The following is an 18,940-nucleotide window of genomic DNA, read 5'->3' on the forward strand; positions in this document are numbered from 1 at the left end:
ATGGATATGAATACGTTACTTAGCTTATCATGGCATCTCATGGTGCCAGAATTCATAATTCTCGGAGCTGCCATCCTTCTTTCCATATGTGATTTGTTTTTTAAGTTGAACCATAGATATGTAGCGCTTAGTGCAATCGCAGCCGTCATATTAGCAATTGTGTCATTAATTACGCTATATGGTGAACCGACAGGAGATATTTTAAACGGATCGTTCGTGTTAGACGGGTTTTCAAAAGGGTTCAAAACGTTGTTGTTAGGCGGAGCGGCCCTCATCTTATGCACCGCAATGAGCGATGATAAGAAGAATCCCATTGAAGATAAGGGAGAATATTATTATTTATTTTTAATGGCACTTCTTGGGGCTATGTTTATGGCTTCTAGTGTCGACTTCATTACACTTTTCGTCGGTTTAGAATTGCTTTCACTTTCTTCATATATTTTAGTAGGAATACGAAAAAAGAACCGTGCATCAAACGAGGCGGCCATGAAATATGTCATTAACGGAGGAATTGGAACGGCAATTACGCTCTTTGGAATGAGTTATTTATACGGTATTACAGGATCAACTAATATCGTGGATATGCAAAAAGTATTCGCAGGGGAGCTTGCTGGTGGTATTCAGTTATTGTTAGCTCTCGCATTTTTACTATTACTCGTTGGACTCTCGTTTAAAATTGCGACGGTGCCGTTTCATATGTGGGCACCAGATGTGTATGAGGGAGCGGCTACCCCTGTTACTGCTTTTCTTGGAACGATTTCTAAAATTGCTGGGTTCCTACTCATTATTCGTCTGTTTCTCATGGTTTTTGCAAGTGTATCGGTGCAAGGAGATATGCAATCTTTATACGGACGTATGAGTATATACATTGCAGTGCTAGCGAGTATTACGATGATTATCGGAAACGTCGTAGCGTTAAAGCAATATAACGTAAAACGCCTATTTGCCTATTCGGGAATCGCACATGCGGGGTATTTACTCGTTCCGCTTGTAGCATTATCACCATTTACGATGGATAGCATGTGGTTTTACATGCTTGCGTATATGCTTATGAATATAGGCGCTTTTGCAATTATCCACGGCTTAATCTTACAAAGTAACAAAGAAAATATTACCATTTTCGCCGGATTATATAAAAGGTCGCCATTTACAGCGATAGTGATGACGATTTTTATTTTATCGTTGGCCGGAATACCAGGAACAGCTGGTTTCATCGGGAAAATTAACATCTTTTTAGGTGCACTGCATGTAGAGCCAGCTCATTACGTACTAGCTTCTATTATGATGGGAACGACAATCATTTCATTCGTATATTATTTCCGTATTCTACAGCAAATGTTTTTCCGGACGGGAGAAGTGGAAGAGAAAATTCGTTTGCCATTCAATATAAAGATTGTTATGAGCCTTTGTGCAATTTCGATTGTAATACTAGGGATTATGCCGATGATCGGATACAATTTCTTTTATGAATATTTTCCATTAATGAAGGATTTCTTCTTCCTAGGGAACGTGGTACAATAGTGAAAATAAAAGGTGTGGAGTTGTTACTCTGCGCTTTTTATTTTGTGTGAACTACAATTGAAAATGCATGTAGGTATACGTTTTTTGAGAGCAAATTACGATGTGAAATGTAAGATGATTATTTGTATTTGAAAAAGTGTGGCTCCTACTTATTATGGTATCGTTTTTATAGTATTTCGTAAGTAGTAGCTGGGTAAAAAGGGGTCGATTTTTTGGCACATCTTTTAGGGCAACAAGCACTGATTGCCATCGTTTCGCATTTATTGTTTATTACCATTACGTGGTGGGCCTTACAAGGTATTCACATTGAGCGTTTAATGAAGCCTGGAAAGGTGATGCAGACGCGAGTATTACTCATCCTAATTACAATTACAATTGGGACATCTGTAAGTAACTTTTTCCTTGATTATTTAGGCTATTCAAAGAGTTTAACGTATTTAGTAAAGTAAGTGTATAGAACCTCATATCTCCGTTAACAATGGGGATAGGAGGGGATGAAATTGAAGCTTAAAGCCATTCTTATTGTTGTGATAAGTGTTGTTTTATTTTTGGTTGGATATAGAGAAATGAAACCAATCAGCGATGAACAGAAAATGGAGAGCATGATTGCAACTTTAGAGAAAAATAATGCTAAAGTAGAGAAGTGGTCATGGTTAGCGCGAGAAACAAAAACAATTTCTAATATACATACGTTTCAAAAGTTGTTAAACGATGTGAAGGACAAGGCGAATATTCAAAAGTGGGAATTAGAGCAATCTCCAGATGGATATAAAGCTACATCCTATAAAAAATTTTCTTCTTATGAAGAACGAGTAGTAGTAACATGGAGTAAGGAAAATACTAAAGAAAACACTTTCATTATTTTCGAAGTGAGTGGGGCGAAATGGGACCCGAAGTACATTCAGAAAACAAATAAAATTTTTAGTGAAAAACCTATAATTTACACTTGTGTTCAAGGTGTACTGAATGATAAGATTGAAGGTGTTTTGCAAAATAAAACCAATCAGGTTTTGAAAGATCTTTCAGCAAGAGCGATCGAACAGATAGAAGAAAGAGCATTTGTGTCAGTCTCCGCATACAATAAAAAGTGGGATGACGCTCTTTCAACAAATAGAGAGAAAATAAATGTGCAAATAGCAATACGTTCTACAGACAACAAAGATACAATTGTGGTTGGCACACCGATCATAACTTCTGAGTATTGAGTGAATAGATACTGAAAAAAGGACACGGAGGGGAATAATTTGGAAAAGATCATCGTCCGTGGCGGAAAGCGGTTAAACGGCACAGTGCGTGTTGAGGGCGCAAAAAATGCTGTATTACCTATAATCGCTGCAGCCCTATTAGCGAGTGATGGAAAGAATGTACTATCTGAAGTACCAGTTTTGTCTGATGTATACACAATTAATGAGGTATTACGTCATTTAAATGCTGAAGTCGTATTTGAAAATAATCAAGTAACAATCGATGCTTCTAAAGAACTAAACATCGAAGCACCATTTGAATATGTACGTAAAATGCGTGCATCTGTTCAAGTAATGGGACCATTACTTGCACGTAACGGTCGTGCTCGTATTGCACTTCCTGGTGGATGTGCAATTGGTTCACGTCCAATTGACCAACATTTAAAAGGCTTCGAAGCAATGGGAGCAAAAGTACAGGTTGGTAATGGTTTTGTTGAGGCATACGTTGAGGGAGAACTAAAAGGAGCTAAAATTTATTTAGACTTCCCAAGCGTGGGCGCGACAGAAAACATTATGTCTGCAGCTACATTAGCAAAAGGGACAACAATCCTTGAAAACGCAGCGAAAGAACCAGAAATCGTTGACTTAGCTAACTTCTTAAATGCGATGGGAGCGAAAGTACGCGGAGCTGGAACTGGAACGATTCGTATCGAAGGCGTTGATAAATTATATGGTGGAAACCACTCTATTATTCCTGACCGTATTGAAGCGGGAACATTCATGGTTGCAGCGGCAATTACTGGTGGAGACATCTTAATTGAAAATGCTGTACCTGAACACTTACGCTCAATTACAGCGAAAATGGAAGAAATGGGTGTTAAAGTTATTGAGGAAAATGAAGGTGTACGTGTTATCGGCCCAGATAAGTTAAAAGCGGTTGATATTAAAACTATGCCTCACCCAGGTTTCCCAACAGACATGCAATCACAAATGATGGCATTATTACTACAAGCTGATGGAACAAGTATGATTACAGAAACGGTATTCGAAAACCGCTTTATGCACGTTGAAGAATTCCGTCGTATGAATGCTGATATTAAAATTGAAGGTCGTTCTGTTATTATGAACGGTCCAAACAGCTTACAAGGTGCTGAAGTAGGCGCAACTGACTTACGTGCTGCTGCTGCATTAATCTTAGCTGGTTTAGTATCTGAAGGTTACACTCGTGTAACTGAGTTAAAGCATCTTGACCGTGGTTATGTAGATTTCCATAAGAAATTAGCTGCATTAGGTGCAACTATTGAACGTGTAAACGAACAAGTAGAAGAAGTGAAAGAACAAGAAGTTTCTGATCTTCATGCTTAATTGAAATAGTCTCTACGTCTTTTGACGTAGGGGCTATTTTTTTTGGGGTTATTACTGTTATAGTCAATAAATTCTATACTTATGCAAGTACCAGTAAAAATATTTAGAAAATTTTCGTTTTAAGTGGTTCCCCTTAAGTATGTTCTAAAAGAAAGAGTTGTTCCATAAGAATGAATGGAGTAAAGCTTTTTCATATTGGGGGAAATAAGATGAAATTTTCAAAGCCACTTTTCATCACAGTAGCGCTTCTCATAGCGCTCGTTATCATTGTACCTGCTGCTCTTGTTATTCCGTTTGCGAAAGCAAAGGTAGGGGAAGAAGCAGCTTCTAAAACTCCTCCAGCGATAGAAAGTATACCAGCTCCAGGGAAAGTGGATACAGCGGTTCAAGTTGCTGTATATCGTGAGAAACAGAAAAAGGTAGATACATTACCTATGGAGGAGTATGTGACCGGTGTAGTAGCTTCTGAGATGAATGCCAGTTTTGAAATAGAGGCGCTAAAGGCGCAGGCATTAGCAGCAAGAACATTTGTGGTGCAGCGTATGCTAAGCGGAGGAAAGAAAAACAATGCGGACGTGACAGATACGGTGAAAGATCAAGTATACAAAAGTAAAGAAGAATTGAAGAAACAATGGGGTAATAACTACGAAAATAATTTGAAGAAAATCGAAGAAGCCGTTTCGAAAACCGCAGGACAAGTTTTAACATACGATGGAAAACCAATCTCAGCATCCTTCTTCTCAACGAGTAATGGCCGGACAGAAAATGCGGCTGATTACTGGGGAAATGATTATCCGTACTTAAAGAGCGTAGATAGTCCGTGGGATCAAGCTTCTCCGAAGTTTACGAGCGAGCAAACATTTACAGTAGCTGACTTCCAAAAACGTCTCGGTGTGAAAGTGCTAGCAGACGGGAAGGTTGGTGATATTAAAGGGCGTACAGAAGGGAAACGTGTAAAAGATGTAGCGTTCCAAGGGAAAACATTAACCGGAAGAGATGTGCGTGACAAATTAGATTTACGCTCTTCTGACTTCACGTGGAAACAAGATGGAGATAAAATCGTCGTTACGACGAAAGGCTTCGGCCACGGCGTTGGCATGAGCCAATACGGAGCAAATGGCATGGCAGCGGAAGGCAAGAAATATACAGATATCGTTGCTCATTATTACAAAGGCGTTGAAATAAAGTCGATGAATGATTATGAAGGAAAGTTAATGGTGAAGAAGTAAGGTACAGAATAAACCGTCCCAAGAGGTATGTTGGGACGGTTTTTCTTTTGTTAGTAGATAGGTTATCATTGTCGAACTGTTGATATATTAAAAAAATCGTCAATGTTCAGCGATGACAGAACTCTGTTTAAGGGGTCCGTGGATCGCTGGGAGCTATTATAAGGATGAGTGTACAGAAGAAGTCAATGAAAGAGGGTTGGCTCCATACAGGAGACATTGTCACGGTTGATTTGGAAGGATGTATTTGTAAACGAAATTCCGAAAACATCTGTAGGGAAGTTTCTAAAACGAGCGCTGCGTGATCAGCTCAAGACGTATATGGTAGAGCAAAACTAGAGAAGAAGGCTATCCTTTCAGTTGGATAGCCTTCTTTTCATGGTACTTCATAAAATATCTAAATCTTCCATTAATTGTTTGGTATAATAGGATAAAAAGTATTTGGGGGAGACAGAATGGCGTTATTGGAGTTGAAACAATTAGGGAAGACGAATCAGTTACCGGCAGTTGAACTGAGGGTTGAGCAAGGACAATGTGTTGTTTTGCAATGTAATAACCATACAGCTAAAGTGTTGCACCGCATTATTATTGGTGAGGAAGAAGCTTCAACTGGCAACGTGTTATTTGAGGGAGAATCGATTGGAAAGAAAAATTATTCTCGCATTGGCTTTTGTTTTTTGAAAGATGAAGCATACGATCGTTTGAAGGTAAAGGAATACTTCAAGTTTTTAATAGGACTCTATGAATCAAATATGAGCACGGAAGAAGTAGTACAACATGTCGGTCTCTTAGATAAGTTAAACGTTAAAATAGAAAAATTATCATTTTCAGAGAAACGTCGCCTTCATATTGGGCGGGTTATGATTCATAATCCGGATTTAATTATTTTGGAAGAGCCGGAGCAAAATGTAGATACAGAGAGCACGATTATTATTCGAAAATCAATTATGAAAATGAAAGAGCAAGGAAAAGCAATTTTTATTACGTCATCCTTTTTATCGGACGCCCTTTCATTAACAGAAGATGTATACATATTAAACAATGAAGGTGTGAAAAAAATAGAAATCGAACAAGAAGAAGTGGAAGAGATGGATGAAGAAAAGGTTGTTCAAATGATTCCGCAAATGAAACTTGAAAGAATTCCAGCGAAAGTGAACGATAAAATCATTTTACTTGATCCGATGGAAATTCATTTCATTGAAACGCAAAACGGAGTGACACATATTCATGTACGCGAAGGTGATTTCGTATGTGCATTAACGTTAAGTGAACTAGAAGCGAGATTAACAGGATTCGGGTTCTTTAGATGTCATCGCTCGTACCTTGTGAATTTACAAAGAGTACGAGAAGTCATTACGTGGACTCGTAATAGCTTCAGTTTAATTTTGGATGACGAAAGAAAAAGTTCGATCCCGCTTTCGAAAGGAAGAATGGATGAGTTAAAAGGTGTAATTGGGATATAAAAGATGCTCCAATAAGCTCAAAATACGATTCATTCACCAGTAAAAATACTCCTTTTGCGTGTATTTTACTGCGTAAACCCTTTGCTTTTCATATGATTGAGTTAAGAAAAGCGAAACAACGAAATCGAAACTTGCGAAAGTGAATTTCATCTATATAAGAAAAACAAAGGGGATGAAGAAATGACATTGGCAATTGAAATGAAAGATGTAATGAAAAGTTTCAACGGAAAAACGGCACTTCGAAATGTAAATATTGAGGTGAAGCAAGGAGAAATCTTTGGATTCCTCGGACCGAGTGGATCTGGGAAAACGACAACCGTAAAAATATTAACATCTCAATTGCTTCATAGCATTGGAACTGTAAAAGTATTAGGTAAAGATATTACAGGACCAAGCAGCATTGATTACAAACGAATTGGTATTTTAACAGACAATAGCGGCTTATACGAAAGACTTAGCATTTATGATAACTTACTATTATTTTGTGACTTATACGATTGCAAAAAGGAACGAATCGATGAAGTACTAGCACAAGTGAACTTGCTAGATGATAAAAAAACACAAGTGAAAAAGTTATCAAAAGGAATGAAGCAGCGCGTCACATTAGCGAGAGCAATCCTTCATAAACCAGATATCCTCTTCTTAGATGAACCAACATCCGCACTTGATCCAGTAAATGTGCAAAACATTCATAAAATCTTAAAAGACTTAAATAAAGAAGGAACAACAATTTTCTTAACGACACACAACATGGATGAAGCAGAAACACTTTGTAATCGCATTGCCTTTCTATGCGGTGGAGAAATTGTAGCGCTTGATACTCCAGAAAACCTTCGCTTGCAATACGCGAAAGATCAAATACAAGTTGTGTTAACAGATAAGAAGAAAGAAATTGTGAAAAAAGATGAATTAGGAGCAAAACGCATTTCAGAATGGATGAACAAAGGTGAATTACTATCCATTCATTCACACGAACCAACTTTAGGTGATATCTTTATTGAAGTTACTGGGAGGGGATTATAATGACATTTTCAATGAGACGTGTATCAGCTATTTTTAGAAAAGAAGTACAAGATTTTAAGACAAATTCACAAGTGTTGTTAATGGCATTTTTACCAATTATATTTTCATTTTTATTTAGCAAATTTGGAGCAGGAAAGGAAATGTTAGGCACTACGACTATAACGACCTTCCTATTTGTTGCAGGCTTTGTTCAATCTATGGTAATTGCAGAAGAAAAAGAAAAACATACACTACGTGTGTTAATGTTATCCCCAGCATCTTCTGTTGAAGTTCTTCTTGGAAAGAGTTTATTAACAGCAGGTCTGACGATGGCCATTTGTATTGCAAATTTATTCATTTTAGATCAGTTAAATATCAGTATTCCATTGGTAGGATTGATATTTCTATGTGGAACTATTTTATTTATCGTGCTTGGAACAATAATCGGATTACTTGCATCTTCTGTACCACAAACATCATTAATTGGAATGCCTATTTTAATGACGATGTATTTAGCTGTACAATTTGAGTCACTAGTTGAAAATAAAACAATTAAGACGATGATTGAATATCTTCCGACATCTCATATTGTAAAAGCACTTAACAGCTTAGTAGGTGGGGCCGGATTTAGTAGTATTGGTGGGCATGTATTAAATGTTGCAGTTTGGCTTATCATTTCTCTCGTTGTATGTTTAATCGTATATAAAAAGAAACAATTAGACTAAAAACTGAGCCGAAAGTGCTCAGTTTTTTCTTTTTTCTATCATTTCCTCGGAAATTTTACAATTCCTATACATATTTTTACAGATTTTGTCGAAAAGTAATTAGTTATAGGTTGTATAGGATGCGTGAATATTGTTCAAAATGATTGCTGAGGTGATGATGGAATGCGAGGAAGAAATAATAAAAAGTCGCAAAAGGTAGTACATTTATTTCAAAAAAGATGGGTGTTTCCGGCACTATACATTGCTTGTGCAGCGGTAATTTTAATGGTTGCGCTATGGTTCCAAGGAGCTAATCCGAAGAAGACTCCGAACCAAGATCAAGCAACACCGTATACACAATCGGAAGATCCAGCAGTACCAGTAACGAAATCTTCAGAAGTAGTGAAAATGCCAGCTGCCGCGAGTGTGGAAGTAGTCGTGCAGAAGAAATTCTATGAAGATGCAGCAACTGAGGCGGAACAAGAAAAAGCACTTGTCTTTTATAACAACACATATTCCCCAAATAAAGGAATCGACATTGCTGCGAAGAATGGAAAAGAATTCAATGTAGCAGCTGCTTTAAGTGGTACAGTAACGAAAGCTGAAAAAGATTCACTTCTTGGTTATGTTGTAACAGTTGATAGCGGAAATGGTGTAGCAGCTTCTTATCAAAGCTTAGGCAGTGTAAAAGTAGAAAAAGGTGCACGAGTTGCACAAGGTGAAGTATTAGGAAAATCCGGTCTAAGTGCAATGAATAAAGAAGCAGGTTCTCACGTTCACTTTGAAGTACGTAAAGACAATGTGGCTGTGAACCCTGAGCGCTACTTAAATAAATCAGTAGCAGAAATTAAAGCTGAAGCAGGCGCTGCAAAAGCAACGAACGCTTCTGGTAAAAAAGCTGATGACAAATCTCAAAAAGAAGAAAAGTCAACGAGCACGAAACCAGAAAGTAAAACAGAAGACAAGTCTCAAAAAGAAGAGAAATCAACAAGCGGTTCGACTAGTGACAAAAAAGAAGAACCGAAGAAAGAAGAAAAATCAACAAATGGTTCTACGGAATCATCTAACAGTTCTTCTTCACAAGAATAAAAAAGTGAAAAAATCAGTTCTCACTAGGAGAGCTGATTTTTTTACTTTCACCCCGCATTAACGGGCAGTAAGACCCCTACTTCAAAATTCAGTGAAAGCTAAGAAGTTAGGCCTGGGGTCAACTGCCCGTAAAAGCCCGATTGGTTCAACTAATAATCAGTGGGAAATGGCGCCCACTGATTAAAGTTTCACTTTATATAAAAATACTCAATTTCGAGAAAAAAGTTGCAATAACAAGGAAAAATGACGAGATTCTCGAATATATATTACAAAAGGGAGGGGATACTGTGTCATTTTTGTTTGTTCTGTCGACTGCTATTATTTTATTGTTTGTTTTATTCACGTTATATTATTACATTGCTGGTAAGAAAGAGGTTCCCCACCATCAGTTATTAGAAGAAGAGTTGGAGCGAGAAGAATGACGCCTTATATATAAGGTGTCATTTTTTTTCGCCAAAATAGTCACTGTTAACGTATTTCTCACAAAAAAATGTAATTTTTCTTAACTTAGTCCGCAAAAATAGTGAACATGTAGCATATATCAGTAGTGCGGGCAATACAATGGTATAAACCAAAGCAAAGAGAGTGTTTGAGGTGAGAAATCGTGAATCATTTCATTATAAATCCAAGAATGTTTAACGCTTACAAACAGCACTCACACTTACTTCTTAGTCATATGCAGCGAGGCTCATTTCACCCTTCTCACATCCAATTTAGGGAGGCGAGTGGTGTGCACGATTACATCAAAGAGAGAACTATCAAGATTGGTAAGTATATCGTGGAGACAAGAAAGACAGTGCGTGTCATTGCAAAGGAATTTGGGGTATCAAAGAGTACAGTCCATAAAGATTTAACGGAACGTCTACCAGAAATTAATCCAGAGCTCGCAAATGAAGTGAAAGAAATTCTTGATTATCATAAGTCTATTCGTCATTTAAGAGGCGGAGAAGCAACAAAGCAAAAGTATAGAAAAGAAGATGTAGAAAAGCCGGTCCGTCAATAAATATGCGATCGCAAACATTCCGTGTCAATTCGGTAATATTTTTCAGAAGAATTCTTTTTGCTAATATTACGTTTCTGTTAAATTTATGATAAAATCAGAAATTAGGTGTAAAAGAATTCGGGTGTAACCTGATTTTGAATATCGAGGAGGAAAAAACGGGAATGTTTGCGCGAGATATCGGAATTGACCTAGGTACGGCTAACGTATTAATCCATGTTAAAGGTAAGGGTATTGTATTAAATGAACCATCTGTTGTTGCAATTGATCGTAACACAGGTAAAGTATTAGCAGTAGGTGAAGAAGCAAGAAGTATGGTGGGACGTACGCCTGGTAATATTGTAGCAATTCGTCCACTTAAAGATGGTGTAATCGCAGATTTCGAAATTACAGAAGCAATGTTAAAGTATTTCATTAACAAATTGGACGTAAAGAGCTTCTTTTCAAAACCTCGTATTTTAATTTGTTGTCCAACAAATATCACATCAGTAGAACAAAAAGCAATTCGTGAGGCTGCTGAACGTTCAGGTGGTAAAACAGTATTTTTAGAAGAAGAACCAAAAGTAGCCGCAGTTGGTGCTGGTATGGAAATCTTCCAACCAAGCGGTAACATGGTTGTTGATATTGGTGGAGGTACAACAGATATCGCTGTACTATCTATGGGTGATATTGTTACCTCTTCCTCTATCAAAATGGCTGGCGATAAGTTTGATATGGAGATCTTAAACTATGTTAAACGTAAGTATAAGCTGTTAATTGGAGAACGTACTTCAGAAAATATTAAAATTAAAGTTGGTACAGTATTCCCAGGTGCACGTAGCGAAGAGCTTGAAATTCGCGGACGTGACATGGTAACAGGTTTACCACGCACAATTACAGTATGTTCTGAAGAAATTACAGAAGCACTAAAAGAAGATGCGGCTATCATTGTACAAGCTGCAAAAGGCGTATTAGAGCGCACACCACCAGAACTATCTGCGGACATCATCGATCGCGGTGTTATTCTAACAGGCGGTGGAGCTTTACTACACGGTATCGACATGCTTCTAGCAGAAGAACTAAAAGTACCAGTATTAATTGCTGAAAACCCAATGCAATGTGTTGCGGTTGGTACAGGTATTATGTTAGAGAATATCGATAAATTACCAAAGCGTGCTTTGAGATAAAAAATAAATTCAATTGTAAATAAAAAACCAGAAAGAAGCAATTCTTTTCTGGTTTTTTTATATAATAAGATATACTGGAAAAACACTTACAAATAAGCGTTGTTAGCGCTTTCTTTATGTATGCATTACATAAAATGTATATTAATTGTAATAGTTGGTCAATAAAATTTATGTTATAATCGCTAGTGTGAAATTCATGTGAACTTAATGTAAATAATTTGTAAATCTTGGCGATTTACATAGGGCTTTTGTTATTTGAATAATGATGCGGGGAAGGTCCTAATGTTTTTTTATATTTTCAGAAAAAAATTACAGGAGGACAATTTAATTATGAAAAAGGTAATTACATATGGAACATTTGACTTATTACACTGGGGACATATTAATTTATTAAAGAGAGCAAAAAACTTGGGCGATTACCTTATCGTAGCTATATCTTCAGATGAATTTAATAAGCTAAAGGGAAAAAAAGCTTATCATAGTTATGAAAATCGCAAAATGATTTTAGAAGCGGTTCGTTACGTAGATGAAGTGATTCCTGAACATGAATGGGAACAAAAAGAAAAAGATGTTCAAGAGCATGATGTTGATTTATTTGTTATGGGTGATGATTGGGAAGGTGAATTTGATTTTTTAAAGTCTCATTGTGAAGTTAAGTACTTACCACGTACAGCGGGAATTTCAACGACAAAGATTAAGAAAGAATTATTACAAGTTGCTCAATGATGAAGGAAGCAATGCGCGAAATAGTTATTTATATATATTTGTTAATATTTAAAACACTATTTAACATATGTAAAATTTTCCCAATAAAAAAGAAAGTGACATTTGTTATTTCATATGGTGAAAATTTATTCCATTTGCAAGAAGAAATGATAAAGCAGCGAGTACAGGATGAGGTAGTTGTACTCTATAAATCGACATGTAAATATGATCTGGATAAATATAATCTTAAAAAGTATCGTTTTGAATCATTAAGTATTCGCGATACGATACTTTCTACATATCATATGGCAACTTCAAAACATGTTTTGCTAGATAATTATTTTGGATGTTTATCGGCTATACATTTTAAAGAAGGTGTACAATGTACACAGTTATGGCATGCTGCAGGTGCAATCAAAAAGTTCGGAGTTGAAATGTCAAGTGTGAAAGTGCGAACGAAAAGAGCACAAGCGCGTTTTTTGAAGGTATATAATAAATTCGATAAAATAGTTGTTGGCTCTGATTTACTAGCTGATATTTATAAACAGGCATTTCAACTTTCTGAGGAAAATATTGTACGAACAGGAATTCCACGTACAGATCTATTCTTTCAATTAGATAAGCAGAACGAAGTAATCGTGGATTTAAAGAGCCAAAATGAGATGATTGGAAAGAAAAAGGTAATTTTATATGCCCCTACATTTCGGGAACAGGGGTTAATGGATTCTCATATTGAGTTAGATATTGATAATCTATATGAAAATCTTCATGATGAATATATTTTGATATTAAGGCTACATCCAGCTATAAGAAGAAAGATGGAAATACCTGATGAATATAAGGAGTTTGCATATGACTATTCATCCCATCCAAATATTAATGAGTTACTACTTATTACCGATATTTTAATTACAGACTACTCTTCTATTCCTTTTGAGTTTTCATTACTAAGAAAACCAATGATTTTTTATCCTTACGATTTAGAAATGTATGTGAAAGAAAGAGATTTTTGGTTTGAATATGAATCACTTGTACCAGGATATATTGCTAAGGATGAGAGCGATATAATTCGTTATATTAGGCAAGAGGATTATAATTTAGAGCGAGTTGATATTTTTGCAAAACATTGGAATCAATATTCTAATGGAGATGCAAGTAAACAATTAGTAAACTTGCTATTTAGTGAGCAATAAAACAAAAGGAGAGTGAAGAAGAAAGAATGGATTTAGTTAGTGTAATAATTTCTGTCCATAATAAAGAAGATTATATTGAAAGATGCTTACAATCTGTAGTAGAACAAACACATCAAAATTTAGAAATCATCGTTATAAATGATGCTTCTACTGATAAGAGTAAGTTCATTATTGATCAATTTACTAGAAAATATGCTCATGTTTACATGTATCAATTGAAAAAGCAATCAGGCGTTGCAAAAGCACGTAATCTTGGTGTGAATAAGGCGACAGGTGACTATATTTATTTTTTAGATGCAGATGATTTTATTACTCCCTATACATTGGAGCTATTTTTAAAGCATATCGGACCGTACAATACAATTGCAGGAAAAATCTTTAGAAATAATGTAGAAATTCCTGAATCAATTGAAGATGTACAGGTTCATTTTTATACAAAAGGACAGAAAACGAAAGCGTTGCGTGGAAGAACCTCTGTTAACATTTTAATAAAACGTAGTTTTATTAAAATGCATAAACTTCGATTTGATCAAAAGGTAGATTTCTTTTCTGATATTACTTTTTCAATCCCAGCTATTGTAAAAGTAAAAACATTGCCGATGATTGATATTCCCACTTATATAAAAGGTGATTGTTATGAGCCAATTGAGAATCCAACATTAACATTGTTAGATGATCGTGAAAAAATTGGTGATTTTTTGTATGTCTATAACAAAATGAAGGATAGTTATGGGAAATATGTTAGTATTTCGCGTTATCTGGATCGTCAGCTAATGAATTTCTACTTCAAGAATATTAGGAAATGTGTCGCACCTAATACAGATGTTTGGATGAGATGGTTCAATGTATTAAGTGAGAGTATGAACAAATTAGAAAACTCATTAGTTCAGAAGAGGAATTTCTTTGAACGAAAGGAGATTGCAGCTATTCAAGAAGGTAAAGCAAATGCTGCACAAAAATGGATGAAGCGCAAAGATACATATGTATCCTGGAAAAAGGCTTTTAAAACAAGACAAGATCTTTATAAAGAGGTATATCATTCATTTCTTACGAAACTCCCTCTTAAGCGGGAGAGGGTTGTTTTTGAAAGTTTTGCTGGAAAAAGTTATTCTTGTAATCCAAGATATATTTATGAAGAAATGTTAAAACAGTGTCCAGATATGAAGTTCATTTGGATATTTAATGATACAAAGAAAGACATTCCGGGTTCAGCGAAGAAAGTGAAACGATTAAGCTGGAGATATTATTATTATATGGCAACTTCTAAATATTGGGTTGCAAATGCACGTATGCCTGCATTTTTAGAAAAACGTCCAGAAACGATTTATTTACAAACGTGGCACGGTACGCCACTTAAAAAACTGGCCTCGGATATGAAGGAAGTTCATATGCCAGGAACAACGACTGAAAAATATAAACGTAATTTCTTTAATGAATCTCGTAAATGGGATTATCTTGTTTCACCAAATGATTACTCAACAGAAATTTTTAAACGTGCTTTTAAATTTGAGAAAGAAACATTAGATGTTGGATACCCGCGTAATGATTTGTTGTATCATCCAAAAGAAGAGCAAACACAAATTGCTAAAGATATTAAGAAAAAAATCGGGATACCGACAGATAAAAAAGTTGTTTTATATGCGCCGACATGGCGGGATGATGAGTTTTATGAAAAAGGTAAATATAAATTCAATCTAAAGCTAGATTTACAAGAGATGCAAAGACGTCTTGGAGATAAATATGTTGTTGCATTACGTATGCATTATTTAATTGCAGAAAATATTGATATATCAGGGTTGGAAGAGTTTGTTTATAACTTATCAAATTATGAAGATATTGCTGAGCTATATGTAATCTCTGATGTTTTAATTACAGATTATTCTTCTGTATTCTTTGATTATAGTAATTTAGGTAAGCCTATATTATTCTTTACGTATGATATTGATAAATATCGTGATACATTGCGAGGTTTTTATTTTAATTTTGCCGAAGAAGCACCAGGTCCATTGTTAAAAACATCTAATGAAGTTATCGATGCAATTGAAAATATCGAAGAAATAGAAGCGGAATACAAGGGGAAATTTGATCAGTTCTATAACAGGTTCTGTCATCTTGATGATGGAAATGCAGCAAAAAATATTGTGCAAAAGGTGTTCAAGCGTAGTATGTAATATTAAAGTATTATGATGAACGAAGGATAGCTTTTCCTATTTTTAGGTGCTATCCTGTCTTTTTTTATGAGGTAACACTGGATTGTAGAACAATAGAGAAAGTTGAGGAAATGTGATGAATCATACAGTTACAGTCATCGGCGCTGGAAGTTGGGGTACAGCATTATCAATGGTATTGGCTGATAATGGTCATTTCGTGCGTATTTGGGGAAACAATGCTAAACAATTGCGTGAAATTAATGAACAGCATACAAATAAAATGTATCTACCAGACATTGAATTACCTGAAACGATTCATGGTTATGAGAGTTTACAAGAAGCTATGCAAGGTGTTGATAAGGTTCTTCTAGTTGTACCAACAAAGGCAATTCGGCCTGTATTGGCACAACTTCGAAATGTAATAAATCAATCTATTACGGTTGTTCATGCAAGTAAAGGAATAGAACCAGGAACATCTAAACGTATTTCGGAGATAATTGAAGAAGAAATGCCAGCGGAGTTATTAGAAGCAGTTGTTGTATTATCTGGTCCAAGTCATGCAGAGGAAGTGAGTTTACGTCATCCAACTACTGTTACATCTGCATCTCATAACTTACAAGCTGCAGAAATGATTCAAGATTTGTTTATGAATCAGTATTTCCGTGTGTATACAAATCATGATGTATTAGGTGTAGAATTAGGCGGTGCTTTAAAGAACATTATCGCTCTTGGTGCAGGGATTAGTGACGGACTTGGTTATGGTGACAATGCAAAGGCAGCCCTTATTACACGTGGTTTAACAGAAATTACTCGTCTTGGTTGTGCAATGGGAGCAACGCCTATAACATTTGCTGGCCTTACAGGTGTAGGTGACTTAATTGTAACTTGTACGAGTGTGCATAGTCGAAATTGGCGTGCGGGTAACATGATTGGTAAAGGAAAAAAACTAGAAGATGTTTTGGATAGTATGGGTATGGTTGTTGAAGGAGTACGTACGGCAGAAGCAGCATATTACTTAGCAAAAGAGAAAAACATTGATATGCCAATTACGTTCGCAATTTATGATGTGTTATTTAATGGTGCAGATGCAAAAGAAGCAGTAGATACTCTAATGAATCGTATGGGCAAAGATGAACGAGATCTAGTTGCGAAGCAATAAAGATGAGTATTTGGAAGAGGTTAAGAAAAACATCAATTGTCGTTACAGCATGTAAGTTTGTGTTTGCGCTTTGTAGTAAAATTCCATATTCGAAAAAATATATTGTATTTGAAAGTTATTTAGGGAGGCAATATAGCTGTAACCCGAAAGCAATCTATGAATATTTGGCTAAACAAAATACTAGCTTTCATATGGTGTGGAGTGTTGACAAACGGTATGTAGATCAGTTTGAAGCAAACCGAATACCTTATGTAAAGCGGTTATCACTTCCGTGGTTTTTCTATATGGCAAAGGCTTCTTACTGGGTAACAAATAGTCGAATGCCACTTTGGATGGAAAAACCAAGGTATACGAGCTATGTACAAACCTGGCATGGTACACCGTTAAAGAAATTAGCGCAAGATATGGAAGAAGTATATATGGCAGAAACGACAACGAAAAAATATAAGAACAATTTTTATTATGAATCACGCAAATGGGATTATTTATTATCTCCAAGTTCGTATGCAACAGAAAAATTTAAAAGTGCGTTTCAGTTTGAAAAAGAAATAGTTGAAGTAGGGTATCCACGTAATGACTATTTATATACGCATAATCATTCTACCTATATTGAAGGAGCTAAGAAAAAACTTGGCTTGCCATTAGATAAAAAGATCATTTTATACGCACCAACATGGCGGGATGATCAATTTGATGAAACAGGTAAATACACATTTGACTTACAATTAGACTTGGCGTATTTACAAGAGAAGCTCGGTGAGGATTATATTGTTCTATTGCGTATGCATTACTTAGTTACAAGTGATTTTAATTTGTCAAAATACGGAAAATTTGTGTATGATGTTTCGAAGCATATTGATATAAACGAATTATATTTGCTTGCAGATATGCTAATTACCGATTATTCTTCCGTTTTCTTTGATTACGCAAATTTGCGTAAACCAATAATTTTCTATACGTATGATATAGCTACTTATCGTGATAAGCTCAGAGGATTTTATTTACAATTTGAAGAAGAGGCCCCAGGTCCAATTGTGATGACAACTGAGGAAGTAGTTTTGGCAATTCAGGGAATTGAGCAAGAGTGCTTAACGAATCAATTTGCAACAACATACGAAGATTTTTATAATCGCTACTGCTATGTGGAAGATGGACAATCTTCTAAAAGAGTGGTAGAGAAAATTTTCTTTAGAGAGGCATAATTCATATGAATGCAATGTTCATGATCATTAAGGAACAAGTAAACAACTTCTATTTAATGAAGCGTTTGTCTATCTATGAATTGAAAAGCGCGAATAACAATAATTATTTAGGAATGATTTGGGAAGTATTGAATCCTCTCATTCAAATGAGCATTTACTGGTTTGTATTTGGACTTGGTATACGAGGAGGACAGGGTGTCGATGGTGTACCATTTGTATTTTGGTTATCCTCTGGACTTGTTGTTTGGTTCTTCCTAAACCCAGCGGTTATGCAAGGTACTAAGTCGGTATATAAACGCATGAATATGGTTTCAAAAATGAACTTTCCGCTAAGTGTCATTCCGAGTTATGTTGTTTTATCAGTTTTTTATCAGCATATCATTTTAGTAGGAATTGTGACAGTTGCTTTTCTTCTTTCAGGAAGAGGGATAACGTGGCATTACTTGCAACTTCCATACTATATGATAGCAACTATTATGCTAGTGTTTGTAATTGTATTAATTACATCGACGTTAGCAACGATTGTGCGCGATGTTCAAATTATCGTGCAAGCGGTTATGCGAATGATGTTATATATAACACCAATCTTATGGACCCCAGAAAAATTACCACCTTTGCTACAAACAGTGATGAAATTTAATCCATTTGTTTATGTCGTAGAAGGATATCGAGGAGCATTTCTTGGAACAAGTTGGTTTTATGAGAAAGTAGCATATACATGTTATTTCTGGGGATGTGTTCTCGTTCTATTTCTGATTGGCGCAGCACTGCATATTAAGTTTAGAAAATATTTTGTAGATTATTTATGATG

18 protein-coding genes and 1 pseudogene are annotated in these 18,940 nt (G+C 35.8%); all 19 read left to right on the plus strand.

Annotated elements, in window-relative coordinates:
• Positions 1-6: 6 nt before the first annotated feature.
• The 19 genes and pseudogenes from nuoN (at position 7) to MR115_RS08255 (ending at position 18,938) form a co-directional block, all read left to right on the plus strand.
• Entirely contained in the window at positions 7-1,521 is a 1,515-nt protein-coding gene (nuoN, locus tag MR115_RS08165) for an NADH-quinone oxidoreductase subunit NuoN (protein ID WP_375337813.1), read from the plus strand.
• Between the two features lie 212 nt (positions 1,522-1,733).
• On the plus strand, positions 1,734-1,970 hold the full coding sequence (locus MR115_RS08170) for a DUF1146 family protein (protein ID WP_071724788.1): 237 nt from the start codon (positions 1,734-1,736) through the stop codon (positions 1,968-1,970).
• Between the two features lie 51 nt (positions 1,971-2,021).
• Positions 2,022-2,726 (plus strand): YwmB family TATA-box binding protein, encoded by a 705-nt coding sequence (locus tag MR115_RS08175; RefSeq protein ID WP_373605270.1) that lies wholly within the window; start codon positions 2,022-2,024, stop codon positions 2,724-2,726.
• A 39-nt stretch (positions 2,727-2,765) separates the two neighbouring features.
• Complete coding sequence (murA, locus tag MR115_RS08180) at positions 2,766-4,070, plus strand: UDP-N-acetylglucosamine 1-carboxyvinyltransferase (RefSeq protein ID WP_061679415.1); 1,305 nt, start codon at positions 2,766-2,768, stop codon at positions 4,068-4,070.
• Positions 4,071-4,279: 209 nt separating this feature from the next.
• Positions 4,280-5,299 carry a stage II sporulation protein D gene (gene spoIID / locus MR115_RS08185; RefSeq protein WP_098962319.1) on the plus strand — a complete coding sequence of 340 codons (1,020 nt, stop codon included), beginning with the start codon at positions 4,280-4,282 and terminating at the stop codon, positions 5,297-5,299.
• A 112-nt stretch (positions 5,300-5,411) separates the two neighbouring features.
• Positions 5,412-5,635, plus strand: a pseudogene (locus tag MR115_RS08190) (hypothetical protein); the annotation flags it as partial.
• A 116-nt stretch (positions 5,636-5,751) separates the two neighbouring features.
• Positions 5,752-6,759 carry a LytTR family transcriptional regulator DNA-binding domain-containing protein gene (locus tag MR115_RS08195; protein ID WP_242240781.1) on the plus strand — a complete coding sequence of 336 codons (1,008 nt, stop codon included), beginning with the start codon at positions 5,752-5,754 and terminating at the stop codon, positions 6,757-6,759.
• 180 nt (positions 6,760-6,939) lie between these two features.
• Complete coding sequence (locus MR115_RS08200; protein WP_061679412.1) at positions 6,940-7,782, plus strand: ABC transporter ATP-binding protein; 843 nt, start codon at positions 6,940-6,942, stop codon at positions 7,780-7,782.
• Positions 7,782-8,486 carry an ABC transporter permease gene (locus tag MR115_RS08205; protein WP_242240782.1) on the plus strand — a complete coding sequence of 235 codons (705 nt, stop codon included), beginning with the start codon at positions 7,782-7,784 and terminating at the stop codon, positions 8,484-8,486. The genes MR115_RS08200 and MR115_RS08205 overlap by 1 nt, the downstream gene beginning before the upstream one ends.
• A gap of 162 nt (positions 8,487-8,648) precedes the next feature.
• Positions 8,649-9,554, plus strand: a complete 906-nt coding sequence (locus MR115_RS08210; protein WP_242240783.1) for a stage II sporulation protein SpoIIQ — start codon at positions 8,649-8,651, stop codon at positions 9,552-9,554.
• Between the two features lie 287 nt (positions 9,555-9,841).
• Complete coding sequence (locus tag MR115_RS08215) at positions 9,842-9,976, plus strand: hypothetical protein (protein ID WP_000008903.1); 135 nt, start codon at positions 9,842-9,844, stop codon at positions 9,974-9,976.
• A gap of 308 nt (positions 9,977-10,284) precedes the next feature.
• Complete coding sequence (spoIIID, locus tag MR115_RS08220) at positions 10,285-10,557, plus strand: sporulation transcriptional regulator SpoIIID (protein WP_000544012.1); 273 nt, start codon at positions 10,285-10,287, stop codon at positions 10,555-10,557.
• A 161-nt stretch (positions 10,558-10,718) separates the two neighbouring features.
• Positions 10,719-11,720, plus strand: coding sequence for a rod shape-determining protein (gene mreB / locus MR115_RS08225; RefSeq protein ID WP_000457990.1), 1,002 nt, complete (start codon positions 10,719-10,721; stop codon positions 11,718-11,720).
• A 330-nt stretch (positions 11,721-12,050) separates the two neighbouring features.
• A complete protein-coding gene (gene tagD / locus MR115_RS08230) occupies positions 12,051-12,446 on the plus strand; it encodes a glycerol-3-phosphate cytidylyltransferase (protein ID WP_242240784.1) in 396 nt (131 codons plus the stop codon).
• Between the two features lie 11 nt (positions 12,447-12,457).
• Complete coding sequence (locus MR115_RS08235) at positions 12,458-13,618, plus strand: CDP-glycerol glycerophosphotransferase family protein (RefSeq protein ID WP_046960151.1); 1,161 nt, start codon at positions 12,458-12,460, stop codon at positions 13,616-13,618.
• A 26-nt stretch (positions 13,619-13,644) separates the two neighbouring features.
• Entirely contained in the window at positions 13,645-15,789 is a 2,145-nt protein-coding gene (locus tag MR115_RS08240; RefSeq protein WP_242240785.1) for a bifunctional glycosyltransferase/CDP-glycerol:glycerophosphate glycerophosphotransferase, read from the plus strand.
• A gap of 115 nt (positions 15,790-15,904) precedes the next feature.
• The gene (locus MR115_RS08245; RefSeq protein WP_242240786.1) at positions 15,905-16,927 is read left to right on the plus strand and encodes an NAD(P)H-dependent glycerol-3-phosphate dehydrogenase; all 1,023 of its coding nucleotides are present in this window, start codon (positions 15,905-15,907) and stop codon (positions 16,925-16,927) included.
• A 2-nt stretch (positions 16,928-16,929) separates the two neighbouring features.
• Positions 16,930-18,129 (plus strand): CDP-glycerol glycerophosphotransferase family protein, encoded by a 1,200-nt coding sequence (locus MR115_RS08250; protein ID WP_098633353.1) that lies wholly within the window; start codon positions 16,930-16,932, stop codon positions 18,127-18,129.
• A 5-nt stretch (positions 18,130-18,134) separates the two neighbouring features.
• A complete protein-coding gene (locus MR115_RS08255) occupies positions 18,135-18,938 on the plus strand; it encodes an ABC transporter permease (protein WP_046960122.1) in 804 nt (267 codons plus the stop codon).
• The last annotated feature ends 2 nt before the right edge of the window (positions 18,939-18,940 follow it).

Origin of the sequence: Bacillus cereus group sp. BfR-BA-01309 (genome assembly GCF_022664315.1) — a bacterium.
Classification (GTDB): domain Bacteria; phylum Bacillota; class Bacilli; order Bacillales; family Bacillaceae_G; genus Bacillus_A; species Bacillus_A mobilis.

Coding starts and splice junctions, on each gene's coding strand:
- MR115_RS08245 (WP_242240786.1), top strand. CDS start 15,905: ATGAATCATACAGTTACAGTCATCGGCGCTGGAAGTTGGGGTACAGCA.
- MR115_RS08240 (WP_242240785.1), top strand. CDS start 13,645: ATGGATTTAGTTAGTGTAATAATTTCTGTCCATAATAAAGAAGATTAT.
- MR115_RS08195 (WP_242240781.1), top strand. CDS start 5,752: ATGGCGTTATTGGAGTTGAAACAATTAGGGAAGACGAATCAGTTACCG.
- MR115_RS08235 (WP_046960151.1), top strand. CDS start 12,458: ATGCGCGAAATAGTTATTTATATATATTTGTTAATATTTAAAACACTA.
- nuoN (WP_375337813.1), top strand. CDS start 7: ATGAATACGTTACTTAGCTTATCATGGCATCTCATGGTGCCAGAATTC.
- MR115_RS08200 (WP_061679412.1), top strand. CDS start 6,940: ATGACATTGGCAATTGAAATGAAAGATGTAATGAAAAGTTTCAACGGA.
- spoIID (WP_098962319.1), top strand. CDS start 4,280: ATGAAATTTTCAAAGCCACTTTTCATCACAGTAGCGCTTCTCATAGCG.
- MR115_RS08205 (WP_242240782.1), top strand. CDS start 7,782: ATGACATTTTCAATGAGACGTGTATCAGCTATTTTTAGAAAAGAAGTA.
- MR115_RS08255 (WP_046960122.1), top strand. CDS start 18,135: ATGAATGCAATGTTCATGATCATTAAGGAACAAGTAAACAACTTCTAT.
- tagD (WP_242240784.1), top strand. CDS start 12,051: ATGAAAAAGGTAATTACATATGGAACATTTGACTTATTACACTGGGGA.
- mreB (WP_000457990.1), top strand. CDS start 10,719: ATGTTTGCGCGAGATATCGGAATTGACCTAGGTACGGCTAACGTATTA.
- MR115_RS08210 (WP_242240783.1), top strand. CDS start 8,649: ATGCGAGGAAGAAATAATAAAAAGTCGCAAAAGGTAGTACATTTATTT.
- MR115_RS08250 (WP_098633353.1), top strand. CDS start 16,930: ATGAGTATTTGGAAGAGGTTAAGAAAAACATCAATTGTCGTTACAGCA.